We start from the raw sequence: 26,879 nt of genomic DNA, 5'->3' as shown, positions 1-26,879 counted from the left end.
CAAACCTATTTAAATAGGCATTCGGTTACACTTTTTTAGGAGGTAATAAAAATGAAGTTAGTTTCAACTTTTTCATTCAGTCCAGAGCAGATACAAGAAATGGAAGCAAAAGGAGTACAGGTCAATCAGTTAGATTCTGAACAGGCGTTAATTGACAGCATGGAATATGCAGATGCAGATATTATCATTGCTAATCACCGTACACTCCAAAAGGACTTCCTAGAACAATGTAAGCAAGTGAAATGGGTACAAGTTGCACATATTGGGATTGAACGATTACCGATGGATTACTTGCAGGAACGGGGAATTATAGTCATTAACGCTCGTGGTGGGATGGGCGTTCCAATTTCAGAGGATATTTTATGTAAAATGCTAATGCTTTCTAGAAAGAGTGCTACAGTGATGAAAAATCAGTTTGATTGTTCTTGGTCGAAAGTAGGAGGCTTTATTAACTTAAGCGGCAAGACTGTTGGAATAATTGGTACAGGAGATGTTGGTACAGAAACCGCTAAGCGCGCTAAAGCATTTGGTATGAAAACAATTGGGATAAATACCGATGGAAGACAACTACCAGAATTTGACCGTATTTATAAGCCTGAAGAGATTAATGATGTTATTGCTCGAAGTGATTTTAATGTACTAACGTTGCCCTTAACGGATAAAACAAAAAATCTAATAGATGAGGAACAATTCAAACTAATGAAGCCTCAATCATATTTGATCAATATTTCTAGAGGGGCATTAATTAATGAAGATATCCTATTGGCCTATTTAAAAGATAACAAGATTGCAGGCGCTGCTCTAGATGTATTTGTTGACGAATTTAAATTAGGCTATCTTCCAAAAGAAAGTGCCTTTTGGGGTTTAGACAATATTATTATTACACCTCATTGCGCTGGAAGTGGAGATGGTTTCAAGCAAAGGTTTTCTAAAGTGTTTCTATCAAATTTAGATTGTTTTGTTGAAGGTAAAACAGAACAAATGGTGAACGTTCGGGAATTTGGTAAGGGATATTAATTCGCTCAAATGGTGATTATAGTGAAAATAAAAGATTTTAGGAGGAGTTTTTATGTTTAAAGTAGGGTTCATTGGATTAGGAATTATGGGTAAACCAATGGCCAAAAATGTGTTGAAAGCCGGTTACCCTTTGTACGTACACAATCGGAGTAGAGAAGCTGTAGATGAATTAGCAAATATGGGTGCAGAAGCTTGTGAAAGTCCTAAAGAAATTGCAGAGGCTTCGGATGTCATTATCACGATGCTTCCAGATTCTCCAGATGTAGAAAAGGTGGTACTAGGAGAAGAGGGTGTCATAGAGGGAATCTCCGAGGATAAAATTGTCATCGATATGAGTTCCATTAATCCACTCGTTGCTGTGAAGGTCTCAGAGAAATTAAGTGAACGGGGAGCACATTTATTAGATGCACCAGTTAGTGGCGGTGACGTCGGAGCCATTGAAGGAATTTTAGCAATTATGGTAGGTGGAAATGAAAAGGTTTTCGAAAAGTGTAAATCCTTACTTCATACAATGGGGAAATCAGTTACAAGAGTCGGTGAAGTTGGTGCAGGTAATACAGTGAAGCTAATGAATCAAATCGTCGTTGGTGTCAATATAGCCGCTATGTCAGAAGCCTTTGCTTTTGGGAAAAAAGCAGGTGTAGACCTAAAAGTAGCCTATGAAGCGATTAAAGGTGGATTAGCAGGAAGTCGAGTGCTAGATACTAAAATTGAGAATATCAATAATGAGCAATATTCACCAGGTTTTCGTGTGAAGCTACATGCGAAAGATTTACGCAATGCGATATCCATGGCAGAGTCATCAAATGCAGATATGACCTATGCTTCCCAAATTTTTGATCAATTCAATCAACTTTCTGAACAGGGATTCGCGGATGAAGACCACAGTGCTTTACATCGATTATTCAACAAGTGAGCACATTCGGGCAAGGCTAAAAAATAAATGCTAATAAGGAGGAAGAATATGGGGAAACAGGAAGAAAGAGTAGATTGGTGGAAAGATAGACCTTGGAGACAAATTCAAACGAACCTGCGTGAAATTGACATGGTGGATATTGATGCCGAACAATACGTTGCTGAGTTACAGGAGTTTAAGGCAAATGTAGCAATGATTAATACTTCCGGTATCATTGCTAGTTATCCGACAAAACTGCCGTATCATTTTCAAAGTCAATATTTGCAAGGGGATAGCCTGGAAAAAATCATTAAAGCCTGTCATGATGCCGATATCAAAGTAGTAGCTAGAACAGACTTCTCGAAAGTACGTAGACCTATATACGAGATGCACCCAGAATGGGCTTATATTAGTCCAAAAGGTAAAATAGTTGACTATAATGGCGATGTTCATGTCTGCCTAAATAGTGAATATCAACAACGTTATGCTTTTGAAATTATTAAAGAAACAATCACCACCCTTGACGTGGACGGTATGTTCTTTAATATGGGGGGCTATCAGGTTAGAGACTATAGCGGTGTTCAATATGGTATTTGCCACTGTGACAGTTGTGAGCAAAAATTCGCCGATATGTTTAATGAAGACCTGCCAAAAACAGAAGATCCAAATGATCCTGTCTACAAAAAATACTTACTATTTAAGACAAGAACGTTACAAGATTTCAAGCAAAAACAGTATAAATTTATCCAAAATATACGTCCAGACCTTAGTATTGCCAATAATCTAGAACTTCAAGAGGGCTTTTTCCGGCAAGAGTCCAATACTGCCTTGGACCGTGAACTGCCGCGTTGGCAATATAGTGCTTCGGATAATACGAAATATGTCACTAGTTCCTATCCGAATATGGTATCCAGCAATACAACCGTAGATTTTATCGATTTTCCAACAAGACATGTTGCCGTCTCCCCACACCAACAATCGCTCAGACTTGCACAAGCGCTTGCTAATGGAGGTGCGCTTGATTACTACTTAATTGGTAGACTTGATAACCACCAAGATAAATCTGGCTATGAGCAGGTTAAGAAGGTGTTTCATTATCACGCAGCTAATGAACAAGAATATCTTAATCTAATTTCTAGCGCTAAAATAGGTCTTATAAATGGGTCTGATGGTAATCAAAAAGAATTTCGAGGTTGGTTTAGATTCTTAACGGAAAACCATTTTCCGTTTGATACAATCATGAACGATAATGCTTTAAATTTGTCATGGGATAAATATCAGGTGATGATTGTGCCAGACTACCAGCCAATTAGTGATGAACTAGCTGAGAAGTTAGACGCGTTTGCTTCTGAGGGAGGTACAGTAATTGCAGTTTCTAAAGCCGGTTTCCAAGATGACGAGTATCAAGAGCGTCAGCAACCAGCACTAAAATGTCTTGGTATTCAAGATGTTAATATTATCCGTTCTGACATGCGTTCAGCCTATCTTCATATAGCTAATAACAAACCTTACAAAAGGCTCCCGGTGACTAATTTGTTGTATTTAGATGGAAATTATGTTTTTGCTGAATATGAGAATGAAGTGGAAAAACATTTAAACCTCATTCCACCTCAGATGTTTGGACCACCAGAACGTTGTTATTCTACGAATGATCCGACGGAACATCCAGGCTTTACGGTTCATTCCTATGGTGAAGGTAAAGGTGTGTATATACCTTGGGAACCAGGGCAATTATTCTATCGCCAAGGCTATGCAAATACAATAGATTTTATTGCAGAATTATTAGAACAGTTTGTCGGTATTCAACCAATAGGTGGTAACCTTTCTCCAATGGTAGAAGCAAGTCTATATGAGCAAAAAGATAAAAATGCTCAACTATTGCATTTGGTTAATGGTTCCGGTCATTTCGGTATTAGTTTTTATGAACCAATCACGATGCACGATTTAAAAGCTACAGTTCCATATGAAGGGAAGCCAACATCTGTTAAAAGTTTAGTAACTGGAGAAGATTATGAGTTTACTGCGGATAATGGCCTACTTACTATTAGTGTACCGAAGCTTTCTCTTATGGAGTCTATAAAAATAGTTAACTAGTCTTGAATGATAGCGTTATATATTAAAGGTTGCTATCAACTTGAGTTATTGGGAATTAGTAACAGGCTGTATTCATGCAATGATACGGCCTGTTTTACTATAAGTAATGATTAAATACCGGATGAGTAAAAACAGGAGGTGTATGCATGCTAGTCGAGGAAGCTTTTTTACAATTACAGGAACAATTTCCTGATGTAGAAATGAAGTACGGAAAAACAGATAACTACCTTGGAAACAGTGGCCTTGTTAGGGTTTATCCTAGTTCCGAACAACAAATATCAGCGATTTTAAAATACGCTAATGAAAACGGTAAAACAGTCTCTGTCGAGGGGAACGGAACAAAAAGAGGCTTTGGCGGCTTGACAGAAACGGCTGATATTTTAGTTTCTTTATCTAGATATAAGGGCATCGTGGAACATACTGTCGGTGATATGACAGTCACCGTAAAATCTGGAACTGTCTTTAGAGAATTGCAAGGTTTTTTAGCAAAATACAATCAACAGGTTTCACTGGATCCGTCCTGGCCTGAGGATGCAACTATTGGTGGAGTGATAGCTTCCAATGATAGTGGACCAAAACGGCTTGGATATGGGTCTGCTCGTGACGCGGTTATTGGCTTGAGAGTTGTTTATCCAGATGGGTCAATTATTCGTACAGGTGGAAAAGTTGTAAAAAATGTTGCCGGATATGATACGAACAAATTGTTTATCGGTTCAATGGGCACGATTGGAATTATTACTGAAATTACATTAAAGCTACGTCCTTCTCCTAAAGCAGAAAGTTTAAGTTTACTCTCGTTTCCGGATGCAAATCTAAAGGAGATACATTCGTTTGTTGTAGATTTATTAGATTCGATGATAGAACCTATCTCCCTTGAACTACTGAATCCGAAACTATCTAAGAATTTAACAGGAACAGAACAATATACTTTGGTTGTTGGTTTTGAAGATGTAAAAAGTTCCGTGGATTACCAAATCAATAAACTTAAAGATTTAAAACCACAAAATAGTGAACTTAATATTCTCCAAGATGAAGAGCTCCGGGCTTTTTGGGATCGACTATCTTGTATGATCCCGAATGGAAAACGAGTAAGTAGTAGTAACCAGACTGAAGCTTGTGTAAAAATTGGTGTAAAAAATCTTGATGTGGTTCAAGTGATTCGTGAAAGTGATTTATTACAAGATAGCTTTAACTTAAAAGTGTCTGCTCACGGTGGACTTGGACATGGAATCTGCCAAGTAAATCTATTAGGTGCCCAAGAGGATGTTGCTCTGGCAATTTCAAGATTACGTGAAGTTGTTGAAAGCTATCATGGGTATTTGATAGCTAAGCATTTGTCTTTAGCCCTACGTCATAAAATAGATGTTTGGGGAGATAAACCAACGTATTTCTTCCTATTCGAAGGTATAAAAAAGAAAATTGACCCTAACCGTGTGCTCAATGAAAAGCGGTTTGTGGGAGGGATATAAATGAGCGTGAGACAAAGTGATGTTATGAAAGAAGCCCCATGTACCAATCAAAGCTTGAGTAACTACCTTTGGGATGATGCACCTGATGAGAACAAATGGGCTGACTGTGTTCATTGTGGGATGTGTTTAGAGTCGTGCCCTACCTATGAGCAAACAGGTCAGGAGCAACATTCACCTCGTGGCCGTGTTCATTTGATTAAGTCAGTTGCTGAAGGAAAACTGGAGGTAAACGAGCAGTTCATGGATCCAGTGAACCAATGCCTAGATTGTCGAGCATGTACAACTGCTTGTCCAGCTGACGTAGATGTTGGTGGATTGATTGAAGAAGCAAGAGGTCAAATTCGTCAGGCTATGCCATTAAAGGGCTGGAAAGGAAGACTTAGTAAATTTTTCCTTGAGGATTTATTTCCACATCATAATCGCCTTCATACCTTTGGTGGAGTTTTGAAGTTTTATCAAAAAAGCGGCATGCAGAAGCTTGTTCGTCATACAGGATTGATTAACGTGATGCCAAATCACTTAGTAGAAATGGAATCAATTATGCCTGAGGTTAAAGTACCTGTTCGGCAGAAGTTTAAAGACGAAAAAGTGATAAAAGCAAAAAAAGAAGAGAAGGGTACAGTTGCCTTTTTAACCGGTTGTATTATGGACGTTATGTTTAGTGATATAAATGAGTCTACCATCAACGTGTTAACCCACAATGGAAATAATGTAACCATTCCAGAACAACAAACATGTTGTGGTGCCTTACATGTCCATGCTGGCGACCGGAAAACTGGAAGAAAATTAGCTAAGCAAAACATCGAGGCATTTAAAGATGCTGATAAAGTGATTGTGAACGCAGCTGGCTGTGGTTGTATGATAAAGGATTATCCAGAGCTTTTCCGTGAAGATCCTGAATGGAAAGAGAAGGCAGAGGAGTTTTCGGCTAAAGTAGAGGATGTATCAAAATATCTTCATGACACAGGTTATGAAAAGCCAAGATCGGAAATCAATACACGGTTAACATATCATGATGCTTGTCATTTAGCACATGGTCAAGGGATCAGGGAGGAACCTCGAAATATCTTGCTTGATATACCTGGAGTGGAGATGGTCCACATGCCAAACGCCGACCGTTGTTGTGGAAGTGCAGGGATTTATAATATTACAAACCCTGAAATGGCTGGTGCTGTTTTGGAAAGTAAAATGCAAAATGTACCAGATGACGTTGAAATGATTTCAATGGGAAATCCTGGCTGTATGCTACAAATGGCTATTGGTGCCCGAAAGTATGGAAGAAATCAAAAGGTAGTCCATACGATTCAATTACTAGATTGGGCTTATCAGAAGGATGCTCAATCTGAGCAAGGAAGAGGTGACGACTGACATGCCTAAATTAAAGACGAAAGATAAACATATTAAGAAGCTTGCTGAAATTGTAAAAGGACCAAATTCCATATTATATTTAAAGGAAGATTTACTTGCCTATGACTGCGATGGCTTTACCATTCACAAGCATTTACCAAAGGCAGTGGTTTTCCCTAAGGATACGGAGGAAGTAGCAGCAATCGTTAAATATTGTGATGCGAACAATCTTCCATTTTTAGCCCGAGGTGCGGGAACAGGGCTAAGCGGTGGTGCCATCCCATTAAATGGGGAAGTAATCATAAGTCTTGTACGGATGAAGCGATTGATAAGTGTGGATACAGAGAATCGGCGTGCGGTAGTAGAGCCTGGGTTTGTTAACTTGAAACTGACTAACTCGATATCTGATCGGGGATACTATTATGCACCAGACCCTTCTAGTCAATATTGCTGTACCATTGGAGGGAATGTGGCTGAAAATGCAGGTGGAGCGCACTGTCTTAAATATGGTGTGACGACTAATCACATTCTAGGTTTAGAAGTAGTCCTGCCAAATGGAGAAATTATTGAAATTAGCAGTGATGGTATCCCTGATGCTCCAGGATATGATTTGCTAGGAATATTGACAGGGTCAGAAGGGACGCTTGGTATTGTCACCAAAATAACGGTGCGAATTTTAAAGAACCCTGAAGAGAAGCAAACGGTTTTAGCCTATTTTGATAAAGTTTCAGATGGCAGTCATGCCGTTTCCGATATTATTTCGGCAGGAATTGTTCCAGCAGCACTTGAGATGATGGACAAAATTGCGATTGAAGCTGTAGAGGCTGCAGCATTCCCTGTTGGTCATCCAAAAGATATCGAGGCTCTTTTACTTATTGAAGTAGATGGTGTATCCGCGGGTATCGATGAGCAAATCAACCAGATTCTAGAGGTTTGCAAACGTAGAAATGTACGTGAAGTAAAAGTTGCTCAAGATGAACAGGAAAGAGGAAGATGGTGGGCCAATCGAAAAACTGGATTTGGAGCAATGGGCGCTATTTCTCCAGATTACTTAGTGCAAGATGGAGTAATCCCACGAAGTAAGCTACCGGAAGTGTTGGGAAGAATTAATCAAATTAGCGAAGAATTTGGACTTAGAATAGCCAACATCTTTCATGCTGGCGATGGTAATCTTCATCCCCTTGTATTATTCGATGCAAAAAAGCCAGGTGATACAGACAAGGCATTAAAGGCTGGAAGTGCGTGTTTAAAAGTCTGTGCAGATGTCGGTGGATCAATAACTGGTGAACATGGTGTTGGGATAGAAAAAAAGGAAGAGATGAGATTTATCTTTAGCGATGAAGAGATAATGGCACAGACAAATGTTCGTGAAGTATTTAATCCTAACAATCTATTAAATGCAGGGAAGTTATTTCCCACACCTGGTAGATGTATAGAGATGAAGAGTGATGTGAATGAACCTCTCTCCTCATAGAGTTATATAAATAGATTTCGTAATTTTATAAAAGTTTATTCGTCTATAATGAAATAATCCAATTTTAAAATATATTCGCTTTTTGTCATTTTCTAAAGGAGGAATTAACATGCCCAATTACGTAAAGGTTGGTAATTTACAAATTGCAAAAGAATTGTACGATTTTGTGAATCTACAAGTTATTCCAGATAGTGGAGTTTCTAGTGAGAATTTTTGGTTAGGTTTCGGGAAAATTGTCAAAGACTTAGCACCCGAAAATAAGCAGCTGCTTAATAAACGTGAGGAAATCCAGAAAAAAATAAATGCGTGGCATAGAGAAAACAAAGATGCTAGTTTCGAAAGTTATAAGGAGTTTCTACAACAAATTGGTTATCTTGAGCCGGAGGTAGATGATTTTCAAGTCACTTCCAATAATGTGGATGATGAGATTGCCATCCAAGCTGGCCCGCAGTTAGTTGTTCCAGTAAACAATGGCCGTTATGCCATTAATGCTGCAAATGCTCGCTGGGGAAGTCTTTATGATGCATTATATGGTACGGATGCTATAAGCGAGGAAGATGGAGCAACAATAGGAAATGCTTACAATCCTGTAAGAGGAGAGAAAGTAATTGCCTATGCAAAAGGTTTGCTTGATGAAGTAGTTCCGCTTGGTAGTGGATCTCACCAGGATGCAGTTAGCTATAGCCTTGTTAATGGAGAGCTATCTGTAGCTCTAAATAATGGGCAAAGTACTGGGTTAAAAGATAACGAAAAGTTTGCAGGCTTCTGTGGCGACGTATCTAATCCAACAGCTATTCTTTTGAGGAACAATGATCTGCATCTTGAAATTCAGTTTGACGCTGAACACCCAATTGGTAAATCTGATCCGGCACATGTAAAAGATATTTTAGTTGAATCGGCTATTACAACCATTATGGACTGTGAGGATTCTGTAACAGCAGTTGATGCAGAAGATAAGGTGCTTGTTTACAAGAATTGGTTAGGTTTAATGAAAGGTGATTTATCTGCAACTTTTACAAAAGGGGATAAATCGATTCATCGTACGTTGAATCCTGACCGTGAATATCTTTCTCCTAGTGGTGAATCATTTTCTATTTCCGGTAGATCCATGATGTTTGTGCGTAATGTCGGACATCTAATGACTACAAATGCAATTTTAGATGAAGCTGGTAACGAGATACCTGAAGGAATTATGGATTGTATGATTACAAGTTTAATAGGGAAGCACACATTATTAGGAAATGGTAACTATCAAAATTCTAAACAAGGTTCGATTTATATTGTCAAACCAAAAATGCATGGATCAGAAGAAGTTGCATTTGCTAACGAACTATTCAATCGTGTAGAAGATGTTATCGGTCTTGAGAGAAACACAATTAAAATTGGTGTCATGGATGAAGAACGCCGGACATCCTTAAACTTAAAAAATTGTATTCACGCAGTAAAAGAAAGAATCGTCTTTATCAATACCGGCTTCTTAGATAGAACAGGCGATGAAATGCATACATCCATCGAAGCAGGGCCAATGATTCGTAAAGGGGATATGAAATCATCTGCTTGGCTAAATGGCTATGAGAAATCAAATGTAACAGTAGGGCTAAAAGCTGGATTACAAGGGAAAGCACAAATCGGTAAAGGGATGTGGGCAATGCCAGATTTAATGGCAGCAATGCTCGAGCAAAAAGGCGGCCAGCTGCGTGCTGGAGGTAATACGGCCTGGGTACCTTCTCCAACAGCTGCAACCTTACATGCACTTCATTATCATCAAATTAATGTAAAAGATATTCAGCGAGATATTAAATCACAACAAGTGGATTATAGAGATGACATCCTGCAGATTCCTGTTGCTGAAAATCCAAGCTGGAGTGCTGAAGAGATTCAAGAAGAGCTTAATAATAATGCACAAGGCATTTTAGGTTACGTTGTCAGATGGGTGGAACTAGGAATTGGTTGTTCAAAAGTTCCGGATATTAACGATGTGGCATTAATGGAAGACAGGGCAACGCTCCGTATTTCCAGCCAGCACATGGCAAATTGGTTACATCATGGAATATGTTCAAAAGAACAAGTGATAACCACATTAAAAGAGATGGCTAAAGTGGTTGACGAACAAAATGCAGACGACCCTGCATACGTTCCAATGTCACCGGATTATGACAATTCTGTAGCCTTCCAAGCTGCTTGTGATTTAGTTTTACAAGGCTATGATCAACCGAGTGGTTATACCGAACCTATTTTGCATCGCCGTCGGCTAGAAGTAAAGGCGAAGAGTAGGGTAAACCAGTAATCACTCATTCATAGGTTCTAGGAAGGTTTATTTGATGAACAATAGAAGGGAGTATCAATCATGAAGTTTGTAAGGTTTTCTAAGGAAGATAAAGAATATCAAGGGGTACTAAAACAGGGTGTTATAAAAGAAATTCAAGGTGATATTTTTAGTAATTGGGAATATACAGGTGAAGTGTTTGGGGCAGACGAGGTTAAGCTACTTGCCCCTATTGAGCCCAATCAAATCATTGGGATTGGAGCTAATTTTGTCTCAAAAGTCGATGAGCTTCCTAGTACCTTACCAGAAATTCCAGTCTTTTTCTTTAAACCAACATCATCAGTAATTGGTCCAGAGGAAGAAATTGTGATTCCAGGTGAAAATGAAGAGGTGAAGTTTGAATCCGAATTAGCAGTAATTATTGGTAAAGAAGCTCGGAATATTAAGGAATCAGAAGTACTGGATTACGTATTTGGTTATACAGTAGGAAATGATGTAACGGCTCCACAATATTTTCATGAAGCTGGACATTGGACAATAGGTAAAGCATTTGACACCTTTACCCCACTTGGTCCAGTTATCGAAACGGAGCTTGATCCTAATACAGTTCGTGTGGAAGCTAGGCTTGATGGTATGGAAAAGCAAAACAGTGGCACAGAGTTAATGATTGTACCAATTGCTAAAATGATTTCCTATTTATCTAGTGTTATGACATTAAAGCCTGGCGATGTCATATTAACAGGAAGTCCGGTTGGGGCTGAATTTGTAAAAGCTGGTAGTACGATAGAGTGTAAGATTAAGGGAATTGGAACTTTACAAAATACGTTTGTTAATGCTAAGGACCGAGTGGCCTCTTCATAGTAAATAAATAATAGTAAAGAAAAGGTAGACCAGAAATAATAGGTCTACCTTTCTTCCTTAATCGGTAATCTATCAATAACTATATAGCAGCACTTTCAGACTTAACCTGCTCTTGCTTTTCCTCTATTCTCTTAAATACAAGGTTGCTGCACCACATCATGACATATGCCCACAGACTCATCGACAAAAATGGGATTAATCCTGGTACAAAACGTAGCACGTAATATACGACAGCAGTACCTGCAATTAACATGATTGTATTTAATGGTCGCATAATCATGATAATGAATGCATTTTTCAAGACTTGGAGGATATTTACTTCATAATGCACGTAAACAGGAAATACATACAACAGGGTTAAAGTGTACGTTAAAATTAAAAGCAACAGAGGCAGATATGTAATTTGTTGTATAGTAGAATTGGCAGAATGAAGAACTAGTTGAAAGTCGACATATAAAATATAACCGAAGACACTTAGTATGAGACCAATTACGTTGCTTTTAAAAAACTCCTTTTTATAATTTCGCCAAAAACTTTTAAAGATAGGTACATCTGTGTATCCTTGAATCCACTTTCTAACAACTGCAAAAAGGCTGACGGTAGCAGGTGCAAAGCCAAAGAAAACTAATCCTAACAAGGTAAAGGCCATCCATAATATATTGAGATAGACAAAATTCATAATCCAAACGCATACTCGATAAAATCCCCACATAGGCCCGGTGTTCATAAAAGTCCTCCTTATATTTACATATTATAAAATGCAAGCATTATCTTTGATCCGAACATCTCTCCTAAAATAAAATCCTGTAATTTGCAAAGCGTACACATTTACATCATTAATTTTTCGTTAATTCCACAACCAGCTTCATCGCATTATCTGTATTGTCTGTATTTTTCCTTATAGCTAGTACATTTTGGTTTTCTGTTACTAATACGTTTTCAAAAATACTTTCAGTAGTAATCTTCACACCATACAAATGACTGATCGTATCTTCAGGTGTTTCTCTATATAACAGGTTTTCTTCTGGTATCCCTTTAATAGACGATTCCATTTCGTCTATGGGAAGAAGGATTCCACTATTTACTAGTTTTTCAAAATGTTCTATTTCTGTAATATATAAATCAGAGTCATCGGAAACAAGGGTAATTGCACTTTTCTGTTGCATTGCAACGTCAGTGCTATTCGTTGCCTCGAGTGGAAAATAACTCACATTCACTGCCACTCGCTCCCATGAAGGAACCAAAGACAGAATGTTATCAGAAACAAGACTTGTATCCATCTTAGGGTTGAAAAAATCACCATAAAGCATAACACTTATATTTTTGGGTGGTAGATTTGCCATCGTTTTTTGTGCTTCCAAATTGTTTACAATCGTATTGATAATGCTACTACTAATAAGGACAACAATAATCACAACAATAACATGGACTTTATAATAATAGAAAAAGAGATTAATTTTTTCCCGGAGAGAACGTGGATGCTGTTCGGAATGAGAACGATTATACCGATAGGATTTAACTGTGTTGTAAGCTTGGTTAATTGATTCGATATCTAAGGACTCGTCAGTCGAATTTGAATTGTATCTTTTCACCCACTTCATGTACTGGTTTTCAATCGCTTCATCAGAGGCCTCTTCCGAAACACCCAATATTTTATATGCTTCTTGTAATTCCATCCTGTGCTAACCCTCATTTCTATACACGGAATTATGGTTGCGCTTACATTTTGATAAGTTAGGAATGTAGTTCTCTTTATAGTATCAATAAATTTATGTTACTAAAAGAGAGATATGACCTCTAAAAAGTTAGAGGTTTGACCGATTGTGGGGTCTGACCCCTGTTGTGGACATTTGTCCGCGTGTGGAGGACAGGGACAAGGCCCCCCTGTCCTGATTGAACAATAATTTGGTATCTATTTTGTTATGAAGTTGGTATGATTAATGGAAGTTTACGGTTGAAAAAGTAGCTGGGTTATGCAATGTTGTAAGTGTTTACATAGTTGATTTATTCGCAAACTAATTAATTATAATCAATTCAATTCCTTTTTTTATGGATTTTATGGTCAATAAAGATGGCGTAATTGGCTATGATTAAGTTGAAAAATTCCTTTACTATTATAATTAGTTATTAGATATGAAACAGGATAGAAAGATAGCTAATGCAATAATTATGAAAGGTGGGCCAAGATGCTAAAAGTTGCTGTCGTAGGGGTTAACAAAATCGGTAAGCTCCATTGCCAATATTATCATATGCATCCCGAAACACAATTAGTGGCTGTTTGTGATCTGGTAGAGGAACGAGCCAAACAGATGGCAGAGACATATGGTGTTGTTTGTTATACAGACATAAATAGTATGCTAGAAGCACAAGAAATAGATATTGTGAGTGTAGCTACTGCAGGAGAAGAGAATGGTAGCCACCACTATTTGCCGGTGACAACAGCAATTGAAGCTGGTAAGGATGTTTTAGTCGAAAAGCCAATCTCCAATAAGATTGAAGAAGCACGAGTAATGGTTCAATTTGCTAGAGAGAAGGGTGTTCGGTTCGCTTGCAACTTGAATCACAGATTTGTTCCTCCGGCTAACAAAGGAAAGGAATTAATAGAAAAGGGGGAGCTTGGATCGTTATTGTTCCTCAATATGAAGTTAACGATTCAAAATCCAAAGGACATGACTCCATGGTTTCATATGCGCGCCCTACATCCGCATTCAATCGATGTCATGCGGTATTTCGGTGGCGACATCCGTCGTGTCCAGTCGTTTATGACCAAGGCACCTGGTAGGGACACATGGTCAACTGCTTCTATTAATATGGAATTTACTTCTGGAGCTGTTGGACACTTAACCGGTAGTTACGACATGTCGAGAAAGCATCCAATCGAATACTGTGAGGTTGCTGGAAATAAGGGTCGATTTGAAATCGATAACGTCTATGAAAGATTTACTTTTTACCCACATCAAAAAGACGAGCTACTGTCCGGGCGAAATTCCATTATGACGGGTGTTGGTAGATTCCACGATACTTTTGCTAATCGTTTTGATCAATTTATTCGTGAAGTCAAAGATGGTGTAGCACCCGCAGAAATAAGCGCTTCTGGATCAGATGCTCTTGCTGTACAAGAAGTTATTGAAGCGGCTATTCAATCCCACATGAATAATGGAGCTGTAATTGAAGTACCACAAGTTAGCCACCACATCATCCAATGATATTCTTAACTTCACGATTTACTCTATATAAGCCGACAGAGGAATGCTTTAACAAAACTATCACCAAAAATGAAAAAGTGATAAGATAGTGTCAAGAGTTTGTCAATGATTTAATATCAAAAGAAAGACAGTAGTCTTGTATGGTTTGTTTTACTGTTATTTTAGTAGACATGGGGGATAATTTCCTTGATTTTTAACGGAGGAGGTTATCCCATGACGATTTAAAAGGTTAAAATAAATACCACAAGTCGGCTTTTGTGGAGGATAATTATGAAAGCGCTTTACAGAAAGTTGAACATACGAAACAAAATCTTTCTTACTTTCGCAATGGTTTATATCATTGTTATTACAATTATTGGAATCTTTATTTATGTCAACAATATTAACCAAATGAAAAATCAAGCGCAAGAAATGTCTAAAGTCTTGTCATCACAATTTACCCAAACGATAGATCTTTATATAGATGATATAGAGCGACTTTCATTAGCTATTTTTACTGATTCATATATCCAAAACATGCTTATGAATTATGAAAGTAATCAAAATATTTTAAGTGATTTAGCAATTCGAAATAAGTTGTATCCCAATCTATTTAGTCAAACTTACCCAATAAAAAGTATAGAAGGTATTACAATATATACAAATTCAGGAACTATGTTTCAATATGATAAAAGTGGCGGAATGCGCGTTAGATATGGAGCAGAAGAGAAAAACTGGATAACGGATTTAAATAATAAATCAAAAAGTGATTTTATATTAATTCCTACACATTCCTATGTCAATTTTGATGGTAATGAACATAAGGTAGTCTCATTGGCTAGGCATATATATGAAATTCCACAAAGAAAAAAGATAGGAACGGTAAAAATTGATATCGATATTGCCTTTTTTGATAAATTGCTAGAATTAAAAGGTGTAGAATATCTTAAAGATTATATGAAAATTATTATATTAACAAATGACAGTGTTATATACAGTAACACGAAAGAATTAATTGGAAAAAATATAAATCTTCCGCCTTTGTCGAATTTACATGACGAAAAATCAGAATTTGGCGAATTAAAATGGAACGGTGCTAATTATTTATTAGCTACAGATCAATCAGATTATACCAATTGGACAACACTAACTTTAATTGAAGATGAGTTTATTAAATTTGAAAGAAAACAAATTATTTTATTTATTGTAGTAAGTGGAATCATCACTATCATTATCATTGCTGCTATTTCTTATTTGTTATCCTATAACATTGCTAAACCTTTTTCTAAAATGATGAAAAAAATGAAACGCGTGGAAAAAGGTGATTTAGCTGAAAGAATGGATTTATCAGGTAATACAGAAATGGACGTAATAGCAAGAGTATATAATAGCATGCTTGATAGTATCCATAAATTAATTACTGAAGTATACGAAGCAAGTATTGCAGAAAAAAATGCTAAAATTTCAGCCCTTCAATCGCAAATAAATCCTCATTTTTTATACAACACATTAAATGTAATGAAATCTATTAGTCGAGTAAAAGGTGTTGAGCAAGTCGCGGAGATTTCTGAATCATTAGCTGAATTATTTAAGTATAGTATGCGTAATCTAGATCAGCCAGTAACGCTGCAAGAAGAAATGAAACACATTGAAAACTATATAAGAATTCAAAAGCATCGATTTAGAGACCGTTTTATTCTTACTCAACATATAAATGAAGATGTGAAGAACACACTTATTCCGAAATTATTAATACAACCTATCGTTGAAAATGCAGTGAATCACGGATTTATCAATAAAAAGTCAGGGGGAATAATAGAAATTATTGCCTTTAATGAAAGTAATAGTTTAGTCATTATCGTCGCAGATAATGGCCAAGGAATGGATAATAATAAATTATCAAATGTACTTTCGAAAGTAAATAAATTTGGCGTTCAATCGAAGGAGTCGGGGATAGGTCTTAACAATATTGCACAAAGAATTCGGTTAATGTACGGTGCTGAATATCGAATTGCAATCGAAAGTGAAGTAGGCATTGGAACAACAGTTATATTAAACTTACCGTTAAATATTGAAAAGATGGAGGGGGAAAATTGAACATTTATGTTATTGAAGATGAGTATTGGGCTCTTATGGAATTAAAAACAATTTTTAAAGAGTTTGAAGATAGTCACAAAGTGCATTATTTTGATAACGGTAAAACTGCCTATGATCAAGCATGTCTTGAAAAACCTGATTTAGTTGTAACAGATATTACAATGCCAGAGATGGATGGACTAGTATTAGTAGAAAAGCTAAAGGAAATAGATCAGCATATCGAGTGTATCTTATTAACCGTTCATGATACATTTGATTATGCAAAAAAGGGGATAAAATTAGGAGTTAAAGATTATTTGTTAAAACCAGTGAATAAACTGAGTTTAATCGATACAATCAATAAAGCAATCAAATCGATAGAAGTGCAAAAAACACAAGAAAATGAGCATCAAAATTGGTTAGTTAAACAGTCTATATTTAATCCTTTGGAAAAAAATTCAAAAGTAGATGACTTTTGTGAATGCAGTTTACATCTAGTTTACCTATTATTAGGAAATTGGAAGGCTTCCGTGAGTTGGTCAACTATTAATAATAAGATAGAAAAAGTACAATCTAAATTAGATAAAGATAATCGATTGACGGTTTTTTCTCTAGATTCACAACGAAAAATTATATTATATAAGGAAAATAAATCTATTGAGGCATTTGATTTTAAAACGTTTATACACGAAATATCAAAAGTCCAACATTTACATATTGGCTATGCAATCAAGCCTATCAATCGAAAACTTTGTGATACTTATAATGAATTGCATAAATTAATGGATAAAAATAAGTTATTCGGTCAATCCACCTACTTCGAGTCCCCAACTGAATTGCCCGACAGAAACATTCAACAACTATGGGATTCTATTCGATTAATCGAAAAGTATATTAGAAGTGGCGAAATGTCTCTGCTTGAGTCTGCTGTTTCTAACACAATTAATGAAATTAAAAAGTATCAATTAACACAAAAACAATTAGTGAGATTTTTATGGGATGTTTATTATGCCATTACATTTAAATTAGAAGATGCATCGATTGAGAGCATTCATATGGAAAATATTGATGAAGTGTTTGAACGATTAGATGTTATTGTAACTTATGAAGAATTGGAAAAATGGTTTTGTCCATTGATTTTAGAAATTGCTAATATTTATAAGCCTCGCAATATTGCTCCTAAGCATTTAATTCCAGCAATAAAGAATTGGATAGAACAGTCTTATAGTTCTAATATTACGCTTCAGCAATTTGCTGAACGTCATCATGTAAGTATTAGTTATTTATCTAGAGAGTTTAAAGAACAAACAGGTTACACTTTTTCTGAGTATTTAGCGCGATTTCGTTGTGAGAAGGCAAAAGAATATTTTAATAAAGGATATAACAAGACAGTAGGGGTGGGCGAATTAGTAGGTTATAGTGATCCAAAGCATTTTCGGTCTGTATTTAAAAAAATAATTGGCACAACTCCTAGAGAATATAAAGAAAATCACATGTAGTATGAATTTAAAATTATAGCGAAGAAATAGTAATTATCTTTTACTTAAGATCTATACATGACATGAAGAGTTTTATTTTATTATGGGAAAATTGATCGATTGGAGCCTATAATTAGGCTCTTTTTTTGTTATAAACTGATAGGAATAAAGAGGCGATTTCACGAAACTAGATTGTGAAAACTCCCCCTCTTCATAGTTAAATATTTAGGTTTTTATTGAAATAAGAAACTTTTATACTTAAATTGTATTAAAAAACAAGGGGGTTGCGAAATGAAGTACTTAAGGAAGAACTGGCTGTTTGGTTTAATGGTTTTATTTCTATTTTTACTTGCTGCTTGTAGTAGTGGAGATTCTGGTTCGGAAACTACATCAACGGGTGGAAGTGACAATAGTTCGGATTCTGAAAATGAAAACGAAGAGCGTACGGTTACTATTCAAGTTGGTAACTCAGAGACAGCTCAATTACAGTTTGAGGCATTAGCAGCAGATATTAAAGAAAAATATAATATCACAACTAAATTTGATTGGGTTCCAACCGGAGGAGAAGGGGATAACTTAGTAAAAACGAGATTAGCAGTCGGAGAAATGGCAGACTTATTAGTGTATAACTCTGGTTCGTTGTTTAAAGCACTAAACCCTAGTGAATATTTCGTAGACCTATCGGAAGAACCTTTCATGGAACGTGTTGTAGATACATTTCAAGAAGCTACATCTGATGAGTCAGGAACCTACGGTGTCCCAGTAGGAACTAGTCTCGCGGGCGCTATTATTTATAATAAAGCTGTTTATGAAGAATTAGGATTAAAAGTTCCCCATACATGGGAAGAATTTATAGCTAATAATGAAGTGGTTAAAGAAGCGGGAGAAATAATACCTGTTATAGCACCTTATCAAGACACCTATACTTCACAGATTATCTTTTTAGCTGATTATTATAACGTACATTCTGAAAATCCAGAATTTGCAGAACTATATACTACAAATCAGGCCAAAATTGCAGATACACCAATTGTACGTAGGGGATTTGAAAAAACTGCAGAATTATATGAGAAAGGCTTTTACAATGATGAGGCATCTTCTACACCATACACAAAAGGTGCGGAAATGATAGCAAATGGTGAAGCAGCTCATTTTCCAATGCTAACCTCTATCTTACCATATATTCAAGATAACTTTTCAGATTCAATAGACGATATTGGTGTCTTTGGTGTCCCAGGTGATGATCCTGAAAACCATGGAATTACATTATGGTTGCCGAGTGGACTATATATAAATAAGGATGCTGAAGATATTGAGGCAGCGAAAATATGGGCGGAATATATGGTCTCAGATGAAGGAGTCCAAACCCTTATGTCAGTAGCCGAACCAGTTGGTCCTCCTGTCGTTGAAGGAATAGAATTACCTGAGGATTCTTTTGAAGCAGTAAAAGAGACGATGACATATATTGATTCTGGAAATGTTGCGTCTGCACTAGAGTTCTATTCCCCTTTAAAAGGACCAAACCTTGAACACATTTTGATTGAAGTTGGACTTGGAATGATTTCAGCACAAGAAGGTGCAGAAAAATATGATAAAGATGTGGAGAAACAAGCACAACAATTAGACTTGGAAGGCTGGTAATAGTAAAGATGAATAAGGGCCCTGTTTATTAGGTACATGTAAGCAGGGCTTTAAAATTTCTTTTATATCGAGGTGATCAAATTGAAAGTAAATAAAGTTTATAGTTATTGGCTCTTATTACCAGCTTTTCTTATTTACGCTTTATTATTCTTATACCCTACTGCCGTTTCTTTTTTCTTTAGTTTTACCAGGTGGACATTAGTTGATTGGGAATGGATTGGGCTTGAAAACTTTATCATGTTTTTCGAAGAATCTTCCTTAATGATCGGCTTTAAAAACACCTTAATTTTTGCTGTATTAACAGCGGGTTTAAAAGTAGTTTTAGGACTAATGATTGCTGCCTTTTTAACATCTCAAATTAAAACGAAGAAATTTATTCGTTCCGTCGTATTTTTTCCAGTATTAGTAAGTACTATTGCAGTGGGTATAACTTTTAAAGTGTTAATGCACCCATCAGAAGGGCTTATCAATACAGCACTTTCTTGGATTGGAATAGATGGCCCAAGCTGGTTGGGAAGTCCTAGTTTAGCAATCTATTCAGTAGCTTTGGTTGATGTCTGGAAGGGTGTTGGGATAGCAACGGTTATTTTCATTGCAGGAATGATGTCTATTCCTAAAGATTACTATGAGGCACATCAAATTGATGGTGGCACGAAATTTAATGCATTTTGGCACATCACTCTACCATTATCAAGACCAGCCATTAACGCAGTTATCCTATTGGCCTTAATTGGTGGCCTGAGAACATTTGACTTAGTATGGGCAATGACCGGTGGTGGACCTGGTTTCAGTTCCGACTTAATTGCTTCCATTATCTATAAGCAATATCAAGCAGGTTTTTATGGCCTATCTACTGCTGGGAACGTCATTTTGTTTATATTAGTTGCCTGTGTTGTTTATCCAGTATTTAAATTCTTAACTAGGAGAGAGGTGGATCTATGAGCCAACAACAAGTAGAAATGAAACAACAACATGTTGAAAGTAAACAATTAGAAGCAGGAAAACAAAAACGTAAGAAGAACCTTGTATTAATAATAGTTGAGACAATAGCTGTATTAATATCTATCGTTACTTTTATTATTCCTTTCTACTTTATTATTATAACAGCTATGAAAACAGGTCCTGAAGCAGCAAGATTCACCATTACATGGCCGACTGAAATTAGATTATGGCAAAATATTATAGACGTTTTTCAAGCACGAGATTATATGCTCGTAACAGCTTTTTTTAATAGTACCGTTATTACTACTAGTTCCGTTTTGATTTTAGCTGTTGCATGTTCCATGGGGGCATTTGTATTGCAAAGGCGTCAAAGTAAATTAATTGGTTGGTTAACTTCCTTGTTTTTGGCAGGACTCATGATTCCATCAGCGGTCGTACCAACAATCTGGGTATTAGAGCAATTTGGTTTATTTAAAACAATGCCAGGCATTATTTTAGTCATGGTTGCATTATCCATCCCATTCTGTATTGTTCTTTATACGGGATTTATTGCTACTATACCGAAAGAAATTGATGAAGCAGCGATCATTGACGGTTGTGATGGTTTTCGATTATATTTCCGGATTATTTTTCCGTTATTAAAGCCAATACATTCTACTATAATTATTATAACATCTGTCAATATTTTCAATGACTTTGTTCATCCATTATATTTCTTTCCGGGTGCAGATAATGCAACTGTACAGTTAACTCTATATAATTTCATGAGCCTGTACAACAGTGACTGGAATCTATTATTTGCGAACGTATTACTAATTACTATTCCGCCATTTGTTTTGTTTTTAGTCTTTAGTGAAAAGATTGTTGCAGGTATGACAGCGGGATCAGTAAAAGGATAAGGAGAATTTGTTGTGATAAGCCTATATGATTTACGATTCAGGTGAGGTAGAATCTAGTCAGATATGTCCTAATCGACCAACGTTAGGGCGCAAATAACCATGAACGGAAACTTTTTAACCTTTATGATTTAATTAGGCGCTATCGTTTAGATTTTTGGAACCTTTAATGTAAGCGTTTTACTAATAAAGCCAAGGGAGGAAACAAAATGAAATTAGGAGTTAACTCAGTTCTTTTTAGCGGGTATGATTTAAAAACAGCTATCGAATACATCAAGTTTAGTGGCTATGACGGGATTGAATTGTCATCCATTGTTGGAATGGTAGAACACCTGACTGATACGGCCAGCGATGCCGAGCTTTCTGAAATAAAAAAGATGGTAGATGAAGCTGGGCTAGATCTTTATTGTGTCGAGGCAGCAACAAATATTTTAGTTCCGCAAAATTTAGAGCGAACAAAACGAGTATTTGAACGAGCTGCCAAGCTTGGCATTCCGATGGTAACGACAGGAAGTGCCGGGAAATCAGATGATGAAGAAAGTACGGAGGCTTCCATTCGAGCAATTGAAGAATTGGCTCAGGCAGCTAATGATGTTGGCATTCGATATGCATTAAAGCTACATTACGGACAAAGCATTTACAATACAAAAACGGCACTACGTTTAATGGATGAGGTGAAACATCCAGGGTTAGGCTTAAACTTCGATGCGACACATGTCGGCCGAGTAGGTGATGATCCAGTAGAAGCTATTGGGGCGTTGCATAAATATATCATTCATACACATATCCGCGATACATTTATCGAGCAACTCAAAATTGCTGCACCTGAGTTCCAAACAGCAGGTAGAGGTACAGTGCCTTTAAAAGCGGTTGTTAACAAGATGGTGGAAACCGGTTATGAAGGAGCAACGGTTTTAGAAATTATTGGAGCAAAAGACTATAAGTTGCCTCAGGTTGTTTCGATTGCTGCTGAAAGTCGCGGGTACTTAAGTCGTTTATTTGAAGAAGCGAAGGAAAAAAGGGAGGAATTACAAATATGAAAGTTGCCGTAATTGGTGTAGGTAACATTGGTAAGATTCACTGCCGTTGTTACAATGAAAATCCTGATGTGGAGCTTGTCGCTGCCTGTGACTTAATACCAGAACGTGCACAGGCAATGGCTGATTTGTACGGAATAAAGGCGTATCAAGACATGCATGTCATGTTAGAAAAAGAGGAGATTGACATGATAAGCATTGCCACAGCTGGTGAGGAAAATGGTGGGGATCACTATGAACCAGCAGTAATGGCGATAGAGGCTGGTAAAGATGTGCTAGTCGAGAAGCCGATTTCTAATAATATTGAACACGCCAGAGCAATGGTTCAGCTTGCTGCCAAGAAAGGTGTTCGTCTAGTAAGTAACCTGAACCACCGTTTTGTCCCAGCAGCTTACAAAGGAAAGGAACTAATCGAAAAAGATGAACTAGGAACATTGTTATTTTTAAATATGAAATTAACGATCCAAAATCCACAGGAATCGAGTCCATGGTTCCATCTGCGTGCACTTCACCCGCATTCTGTTGATGTGATGCGCTATTTTGCAGGAGATATTAAGCGTGTGCAGGCTTTTATGACGAAAGCTCCAGGTAGAAATATTTGGTCAACAGCATCGATCAATCTTGAATTTGAATCAGGCGCTGTCGGTCATTTGACTGGAAGCTATGATATGGCTGTTCGCCATCCAATTGAATACTGTGAAGTGGCCGGGAATAAAGGGCGTTTTGTAATTGATAACGTGTATGAAAATTTCACCTTTTACCCGCATGAAAGTGATGAATTATTGGTGCTTCGCAACTCGATTATGACAGGTGTCGGTAGTTTCCAAGAGACATTCAAGAATCGATTAAATCACTTTATTCAGCAAGTAAAAGAAGGGGTTGCACCTGATCAAATGGAAGCGTCTGGTGCTCATGCGCTTGCGGGGCAAGAAGTGATTGAGGCAGCGATTCAATCACACTTACAAAATGGAGCGGTTGTAGAAGTACCGAAACTGGGCGAGGAAGTCAGATTATGATTGGAAAAAAGAAATGGATCATTCCGGATGGCTTCCTGCAACCAATCAGTACGGGCGACCAAATCAGTCATGAAGCAGTCTGTGTCCTCAATGTAGAAGAGGAGGAAGCGGAAATTAAGATGACGTTTTACTTTGAGGATCGAGAGCCAATGACTGAATTTGTTACGACTTGTGGTGCAAAGCGAACCCATCATATTCGGCTTGATAAAATCAAAGATGCGAACGGGGATGAAGTTCCTAGAGGTGTCCCATATGCAATAGAGGTCGATAGTTCTGTTCCAATTGTGATACAGCATAGCCGTTTAGATACTTCTCAAGAAGCACTTGCCTTATTTACAACGATGGCTTATTCAGCTGAGTAAGCCATTGTCTTTATAAAAATAGTAGTTACCGCGTAGAACTTACAAGTTGAGATCAATTTGAAGGGCGGAATGACACAATGAGGTTGAAAAGTAGTCAGTTTATGAGTGTGAACGACTTTCCTTATTGCATTAACCACAAAATTCATACAGACCGGAATCTACCTCCAATCCATGATCATGACTTTGTCGAAATCGTGTATGTTACGGATGGGGAAGCAGAGCACATTTTTGAGGGAGAATTATATCATGTTTCAGCCGGAGATGTCTTCATCATTAATCCCGGGGAAGTTCATACGTATAAATTAGAGCCAGGCAGTAAGTTAGAAATTGTTAATTGTTTGTTTATGCCAACTTTATTTGATGAGGTTTGGTTAAGGGGATTAGGGATTTCAGAGTCGATGGATTACTTTTATGTTCACCCTTTTTTAGATAAAAGTGAGCGGTTTCATCGGTGCTTGAATTTACGAGGGCAGGATGCGGAAGAAATTTTCAGCTTATTCCAAGGAATGTCCAACGAATTTGAGGAGAAAAAGAAAGGTTACTCCACCTTAATTCGGCTTCAATTAGTCCAGCTGTTGGTCCAGTTATCTCGATTGTATCAAAAAGTGAAGGATTCAACTGAACAGGTGAATGTAAAAACCCAAGAAAGAAAAACGCTGATTAAAAGAATTTGTGGATACTTGGAAAGACATTATGATCAGAAGCTGTCCCTTTCTATTCTTTCCGATTTATTTAATATCAGCTCCCGGCATTTAAATCGAATTTTTAAAGAAGAAACCGGGAAAACGGTCATCGAGTTTGTCCATCAAGTACGAATTACACGGGCAAAAAAGTTGCTAACCGAAACAGATGAAAAAATCATTTGTATAGCAATGGATGTTGGTTATGATGACCCTGCTTTTTTCACGCGATTGTTTAGCAGAAAGGTAGGTTGTTCGCCAGGTAAATATCGAGAAAAAATGAACGGAAATGCTGTTGATGATGGTGTCGCCTTTGAAGAGGACCGTTTACTACAGAGCATGTAGAAAGTATTTGCTAAGTGAAAAGGAGCGAAACCTAACCAGCGCCAAGAAAAAGGTACGCCGATGAATTACGAGTCGGAAATGGTAATAAATAGAAAAAGGAGCGGAATATATGAAAAAAACTAACGTCATTGTTTTTGGGATAGACAGTTTGCGCCGTGATTTTATGAGTGGTTATGGATATCATCATCTTACAACTCCTCATATGGATAAAATTGCGAGTGAAGGGGTTTTATTTGAAAATCATTTTAGCCCCAGTATCCCGACAACTCCGGCTTATGCATCGATGTTAACAGGAATGGATTGCTTTGGTACAGATGTCGTTGCGCTAAGGCACGAGGGACCAATGGGGAATCATGTAAAAACACTAGCAGAGGTATTAGGTGAAAATGGCTACAATACTACTTGTGTTGGTTTTTCTAATAACCCATCCTCGAGGGGGTTCCAAAATTATTTGGATTATGAAGCGTGGATGCCAGATGAATCAGGGAGATGTCCAAAGGCGGAAAATTTAAACGATGTTGCTATCCCTGAATTAAAACGCTTGAATGATGAGGACGAACCATTCTTTTTATTCCTTCGTCACATGGATCCACATTCTCCTTACTTACCTCCAAGACCGTTTGAGCGAATTTTTTATGATGGGAATGAAAAGGATCCAAGCAATCATACGATGGAATCCGTTTATAATTTTAAGCCGCATGCCGACTTTTTTAAATCTTGGATTCCTGAAGGCGTTACCGATAAAAATTATGTTGAAGCACAGTATGAAGGTGCTATCGCCTATATGGACGCGTGCATTCAAAATATTTTTGCGACAGTAGAGGATCTAGGCATTGAGGAAGAAACGTTAATTGTGTTGACTTCTGATCATGGTGAGACACTCTATGAACATGACTGTTATTTTGATCACCATGGCATGTATGATAACTGCCTCGTCGTACCATTGATCATGAAATTCCCTGGAAAACTACCAGAAGGAAAACGAATCACAGATACGACGGTTATTCAGGATGTCATGCCGACGATTCTTGAAGTAATGGGTATTCAGACAGATACCAATTATAATGGAAGAAGTCTGCTTCATTTTGTAAATGGCAATGAGTTGCCACAGGTTTCAGAGTTTTATATAACAGAATGTACGTGGATGAGAAAACATGGCTGGCGTACACCTGAGTGGAAGCTCATTCAAGCATTGGAACCGGATTTTCATTTTAAGCCTGAAATAGAATTGTATAATTTGGTTAAAGATCCGGAAGAGAACCATAATGTTGCAGAAAGGGAACCTGAGGTTGTTGCATTGTTACAAAAGAGAATGGAAGACTATATTGCTAGAAGAGAAGCTGAAACGGGTAGAATTAATCCGATGTATACCAATACCAATTACCACGGATTAGGTACTGGGCCGATGAAATCTTCACAGGAAGCATATGATCATTTATACCTCGGTTCCATTACCAATGCAAGAAGATTGCAATCAAAATAATTACTTTGGAAGGGGTCTGTCTAAAGGCAGATCTCCTTATTTATGTGCATGATGACTTTATAATATAGTTTTTCTATTTTTGTACATTACGAAAATTCAGTTATACAGGTAATTAAGCATGCCTTTTTCGTAATGATTGTTTCACCACTGTCTACCCTAATGATACTAGCTGGGGGATTATCCTGTATTTTTCGCTAAGAAATTTCCCAGGATTAATTGTTTTATTTGGACCAAGTCTTCTGGCATTTTTAATCATGTGGTCCTCTTATCTGTCTTTTTCTAACATTTTTCACAACAAAAAAGTAGCATAGTAAA

General features: G+C 37.1%; 21 protein-coding genes. 19 read left to right on the top strand and 2 right to left on the bottom strand.

What is annotated here, in order from left to right; genetic code table 11:
- The first annotated feature begins 51 nt into the window (after positions 1–51).
- From JOC48_RS02795 to JOC48_RS02760, 8 genes are all read left to right on the top strand, one after another.
- On the top strand, positions 52–1,017 hold the full coding sequence (locus JOC48_RS02795) for an NAD(P)-dependent oxidoreductase (RefSeq protein WP_204497524.1): 966 nt from the start codon (positions 52–54) through the stop codon (positions 1,015–1,017).
- A 52-nt stretch (positions 1,018–1,069) separates the two neighbouring features.
- Complete coding sequence (locus JOC48_RS02790; RefSeq protein WP_204497523.1) at positions 1,070–1,933, top strand: 2-hydroxy-3-oxopropionate reductase; 864 nt, start codon at positions 1,070–1,072, stop codon at positions 1,931–1,933.
- Positions 1,934–1,981: 48 nt separating this feature from the next.
- Positions 1,982–4,006, top strand: coding sequence for a beta-galactosidase trimerization domain-containing protein (locus JOC48_RS02785; RefSeq protein ID WP_204497522.1), 2,025 nt, complete (start codon positions 1,982–1,984; stop codon positions 4,004–4,006).
- 146 nt (positions 4,007–4,152) lie between these two features.
- Entirely contained in the window at positions 4,153–5,475 is a 1,323-nt protein-coding gene (locus tag JOC48_RS02780; RefSeq protein WP_204497521.1) for an FAD-binding oxidoreductase, read from the top strand.
- Positions 5,476–6,843, top strand: coding sequence for a (Fe-S)-binding protein (locus tag JOC48_RS02775; RefSeq protein WP_204497520.1), 1,368 nt, complete (start codon positions 5,476–5,478; stop codon positions 6,841–6,843).
- Position 6,844: 1 nt separating this feature from the next.
- The gene (locus JOC48_RS02770) at positions 6,845–8,296 is read left to right on the top strand and encodes an FAD-binding oxidoreductase (protein WP_204497519.1); all 1,452 of its coding nucleotides are present in this window, start codon (positions 6,845–6,847) and stop codon (positions 8,294–8,296) included.
- Positions 8,297–8,405: 109 nt separating this feature from the next.
- Positions 8,406–10,583, top strand: a complete 2,178-nt coding sequence (locus JOC48_RS02765) for a malate synthase G (protein ID WP_204497518.1) — start codon at positions 8,406–8,408, stop codon at positions 10,581–10,583.
- Positions 10,584–10,643: 60 nt separating this feature from the next.
- Positions 10,644–11,423 carry a fumarylacetoacetate hydrolase family protein gene (locus JOC48_RS02760; RefSeq protein ID WP_204497517.1) on the top strand — a complete coding sequence of 260 codons (780 nt, stop codon included), beginning with the start codon at positions 10,644–10,646 and terminating at the stop codon, positions 11,421–11,423.
- Positions 11,424–11,502: 79 nt separating this feature from the next.
- Here JOC48_RS02760 and JOC48_RS02755 read toward each other — a convergent pair whose 3' ends face one another.
- Together JOC48_RS02755 and JOC48_RS02750 are read right to left on the bottom strand one after the other, a co-directional pair.
- On the bottom strand, positions 11,503–12,150 hold the full coding sequence (locus tag JOC48_RS02755; RefSeq protein ID WP_204497516.1) for a YesL family protein: 648 nt from the start codon (positions 12,148–12,150) through the stop codon (positions 11,503–11,505).
- Between the two features lie 109 nt (positions 12,151–12,259).
- Positions 12,260–13,099 (bottom strand): J domain-containing protein, encoded by an 840-nt coding sequence (locus JOC48_RS02750; protein WP_204497515.1) that lies wholly within the window; start codon positions 13,097–13,099, stop codon positions 12,260–12,262.
- Positions 13,100–13,609: 510 nt separating this feature from the next.
- Between JOC48_RS02750 and JOC48_RS02745 the strand changes: the two genes are divergently transcribed.
- The 11 genes from JOC48_RS02745 (at position 13,610) to JOC48_RS02695 (ending at position 26,564) form a co-directional block, all read left to right on the top strand.
- Positions 13,610–14,629, top strand: coding sequence for a Gfo/Idh/MocA family protein (locus tag JOC48_RS02745; protein WP_204497514.1), 1,020 nt, complete (start codon positions 13,610–13,612; stop codon positions 14,627–14,629).
- A 270-nt stretch (positions 14,630–14,899) separates the two neighbouring features.
- On the top strand, positions 14,900–16,705 hold the full coding sequence (locus JOC48_RS02740) for a cache domain-containing sensor histidine kinase (protein WP_204497513.1): 1,806 nt from the start codon (positions 14,900–14,902) through the stop codon (positions 16,703–16,705).
- Entirely contained in the window at positions 16,702–18,183 is a 1,482-nt protein-coding gene (locus tag JOC48_RS02735) for a response regulator transcription factor (protein WP_204497512.1), read from the top strand. Before JOC48_RS02740 ends, JOC48_RS02735 begins: the two co-directional genes overlap by 4 nt.
- 270 nt (positions 18,184–18,453) lie before the next feature.
- Positions 18,454–19,803: an ABC transporter substrate-binding protein gene (locus JOC48_RS02730; RefSeq protein WP_204497511.1), complete on the top strand. Its 1,350-nt coding sequence runs from the start codon at positions 18,454–18,456 to the stop codon at positions 19,801–19,803.
- Positions 19,804–19,878: 75 nt separating this feature from the next.
- Positions 19,879–20,745, top strand: coding sequence for an ABC transporter permease subunit (locus JOC48_RS02725; RefSeq protein ID WP_204497658.1), 867 nt, complete (start codon positions 19,879–19,881; stop codon positions 20,743–20,745).
- The gene (locus JOC48_RS02720; RefSeq protein WP_239584148.1) at positions 20,742–21,644 is read left to right on the top strand and encodes a carbohydrate ABC transporter permease; all 903 of its coding nucleotides are present in this window, start codon (positions 20,742–20,744) and stop codon (positions 21,642–21,644) included. The genes JOC48_RS02725 and JOC48_RS02720 overlap by 4 nt, the downstream gene beginning before the upstream one ends.
- A 206-nt stretch (positions 21,645–21,850) precedes the next feature.
- The gene (locus tag JOC48_RS02715) at positions 21,851–22,681 is read left to right on the top strand and encodes a sugar phosphate isomerase/epimerase family protein (RefSeq protein ID WP_204497510.1); all 831 of its coding nucleotides are present in this window, start codon (positions 21,851–21,853) and stop codon (positions 22,679–22,681) included.
- Positions 22,678–23,694: a Gfo/Idh/MocA family protein gene (locus tag JOC48_RS02710; RefSeq protein WP_204497509.1), complete on the top strand. Its 1,017-nt coding sequence runs from the start codon at positions 22,678–22,680 to the stop codon at positions 23,692–23,694. Before JOC48_RS02715 ends, JOC48_RS02710 begins: the two co-directional genes overlap by 4 nt.
- Positions 23,691–24,056: a sensory rhodopsin transducer gene (locus JOC48_RS02705; protein WP_204497508.1), complete on the top strand. Its 366-nt coding sequence runs from the start codon at positions 23,691–23,693 to the stop codon at positions 24,054–24,056. Before JOC48_RS02710 ends, JOC48_RS02705 begins: the two co-directional genes overlap by 4 nt.
- 77 nt (positions 24,057–24,133) lie before the next feature.
- Entirely contained in the window at positions 24,134–25,081 is a 948-nt protein-coding gene (locus JOC48_RS02700) for an AraC family transcriptional regulator (RefSeq protein ID WP_204497507.1), read from the top strand.
- 109 nt (positions 25,082–25,190) lie between these two features.
- Positions 25,191–26,564, top strand: a complete 1,374-nt coding sequence (locus tag JOC48_RS02695; RefSeq protein WP_204497506.1) for a sulfatase family protein — start codon at positions 25,191–25,193, stop codon at positions 26,562–26,564.
- Positions 26,565–26,879 lie beyond the last annotated feature (315 nt).

The organism is Aquibacillus albus (genome assembly GCF_016908325.1).
Taxonomy (GTDB): domain Bacteria; phylum Bacillota; class Bacilli; order Bacillales; family Amphibacillaceae; genus Aquibacillus_A; species Aquibacillus_A albus.
This window is presented reverse-complemented; position numbering and strand designations above follow the sequence as displayed.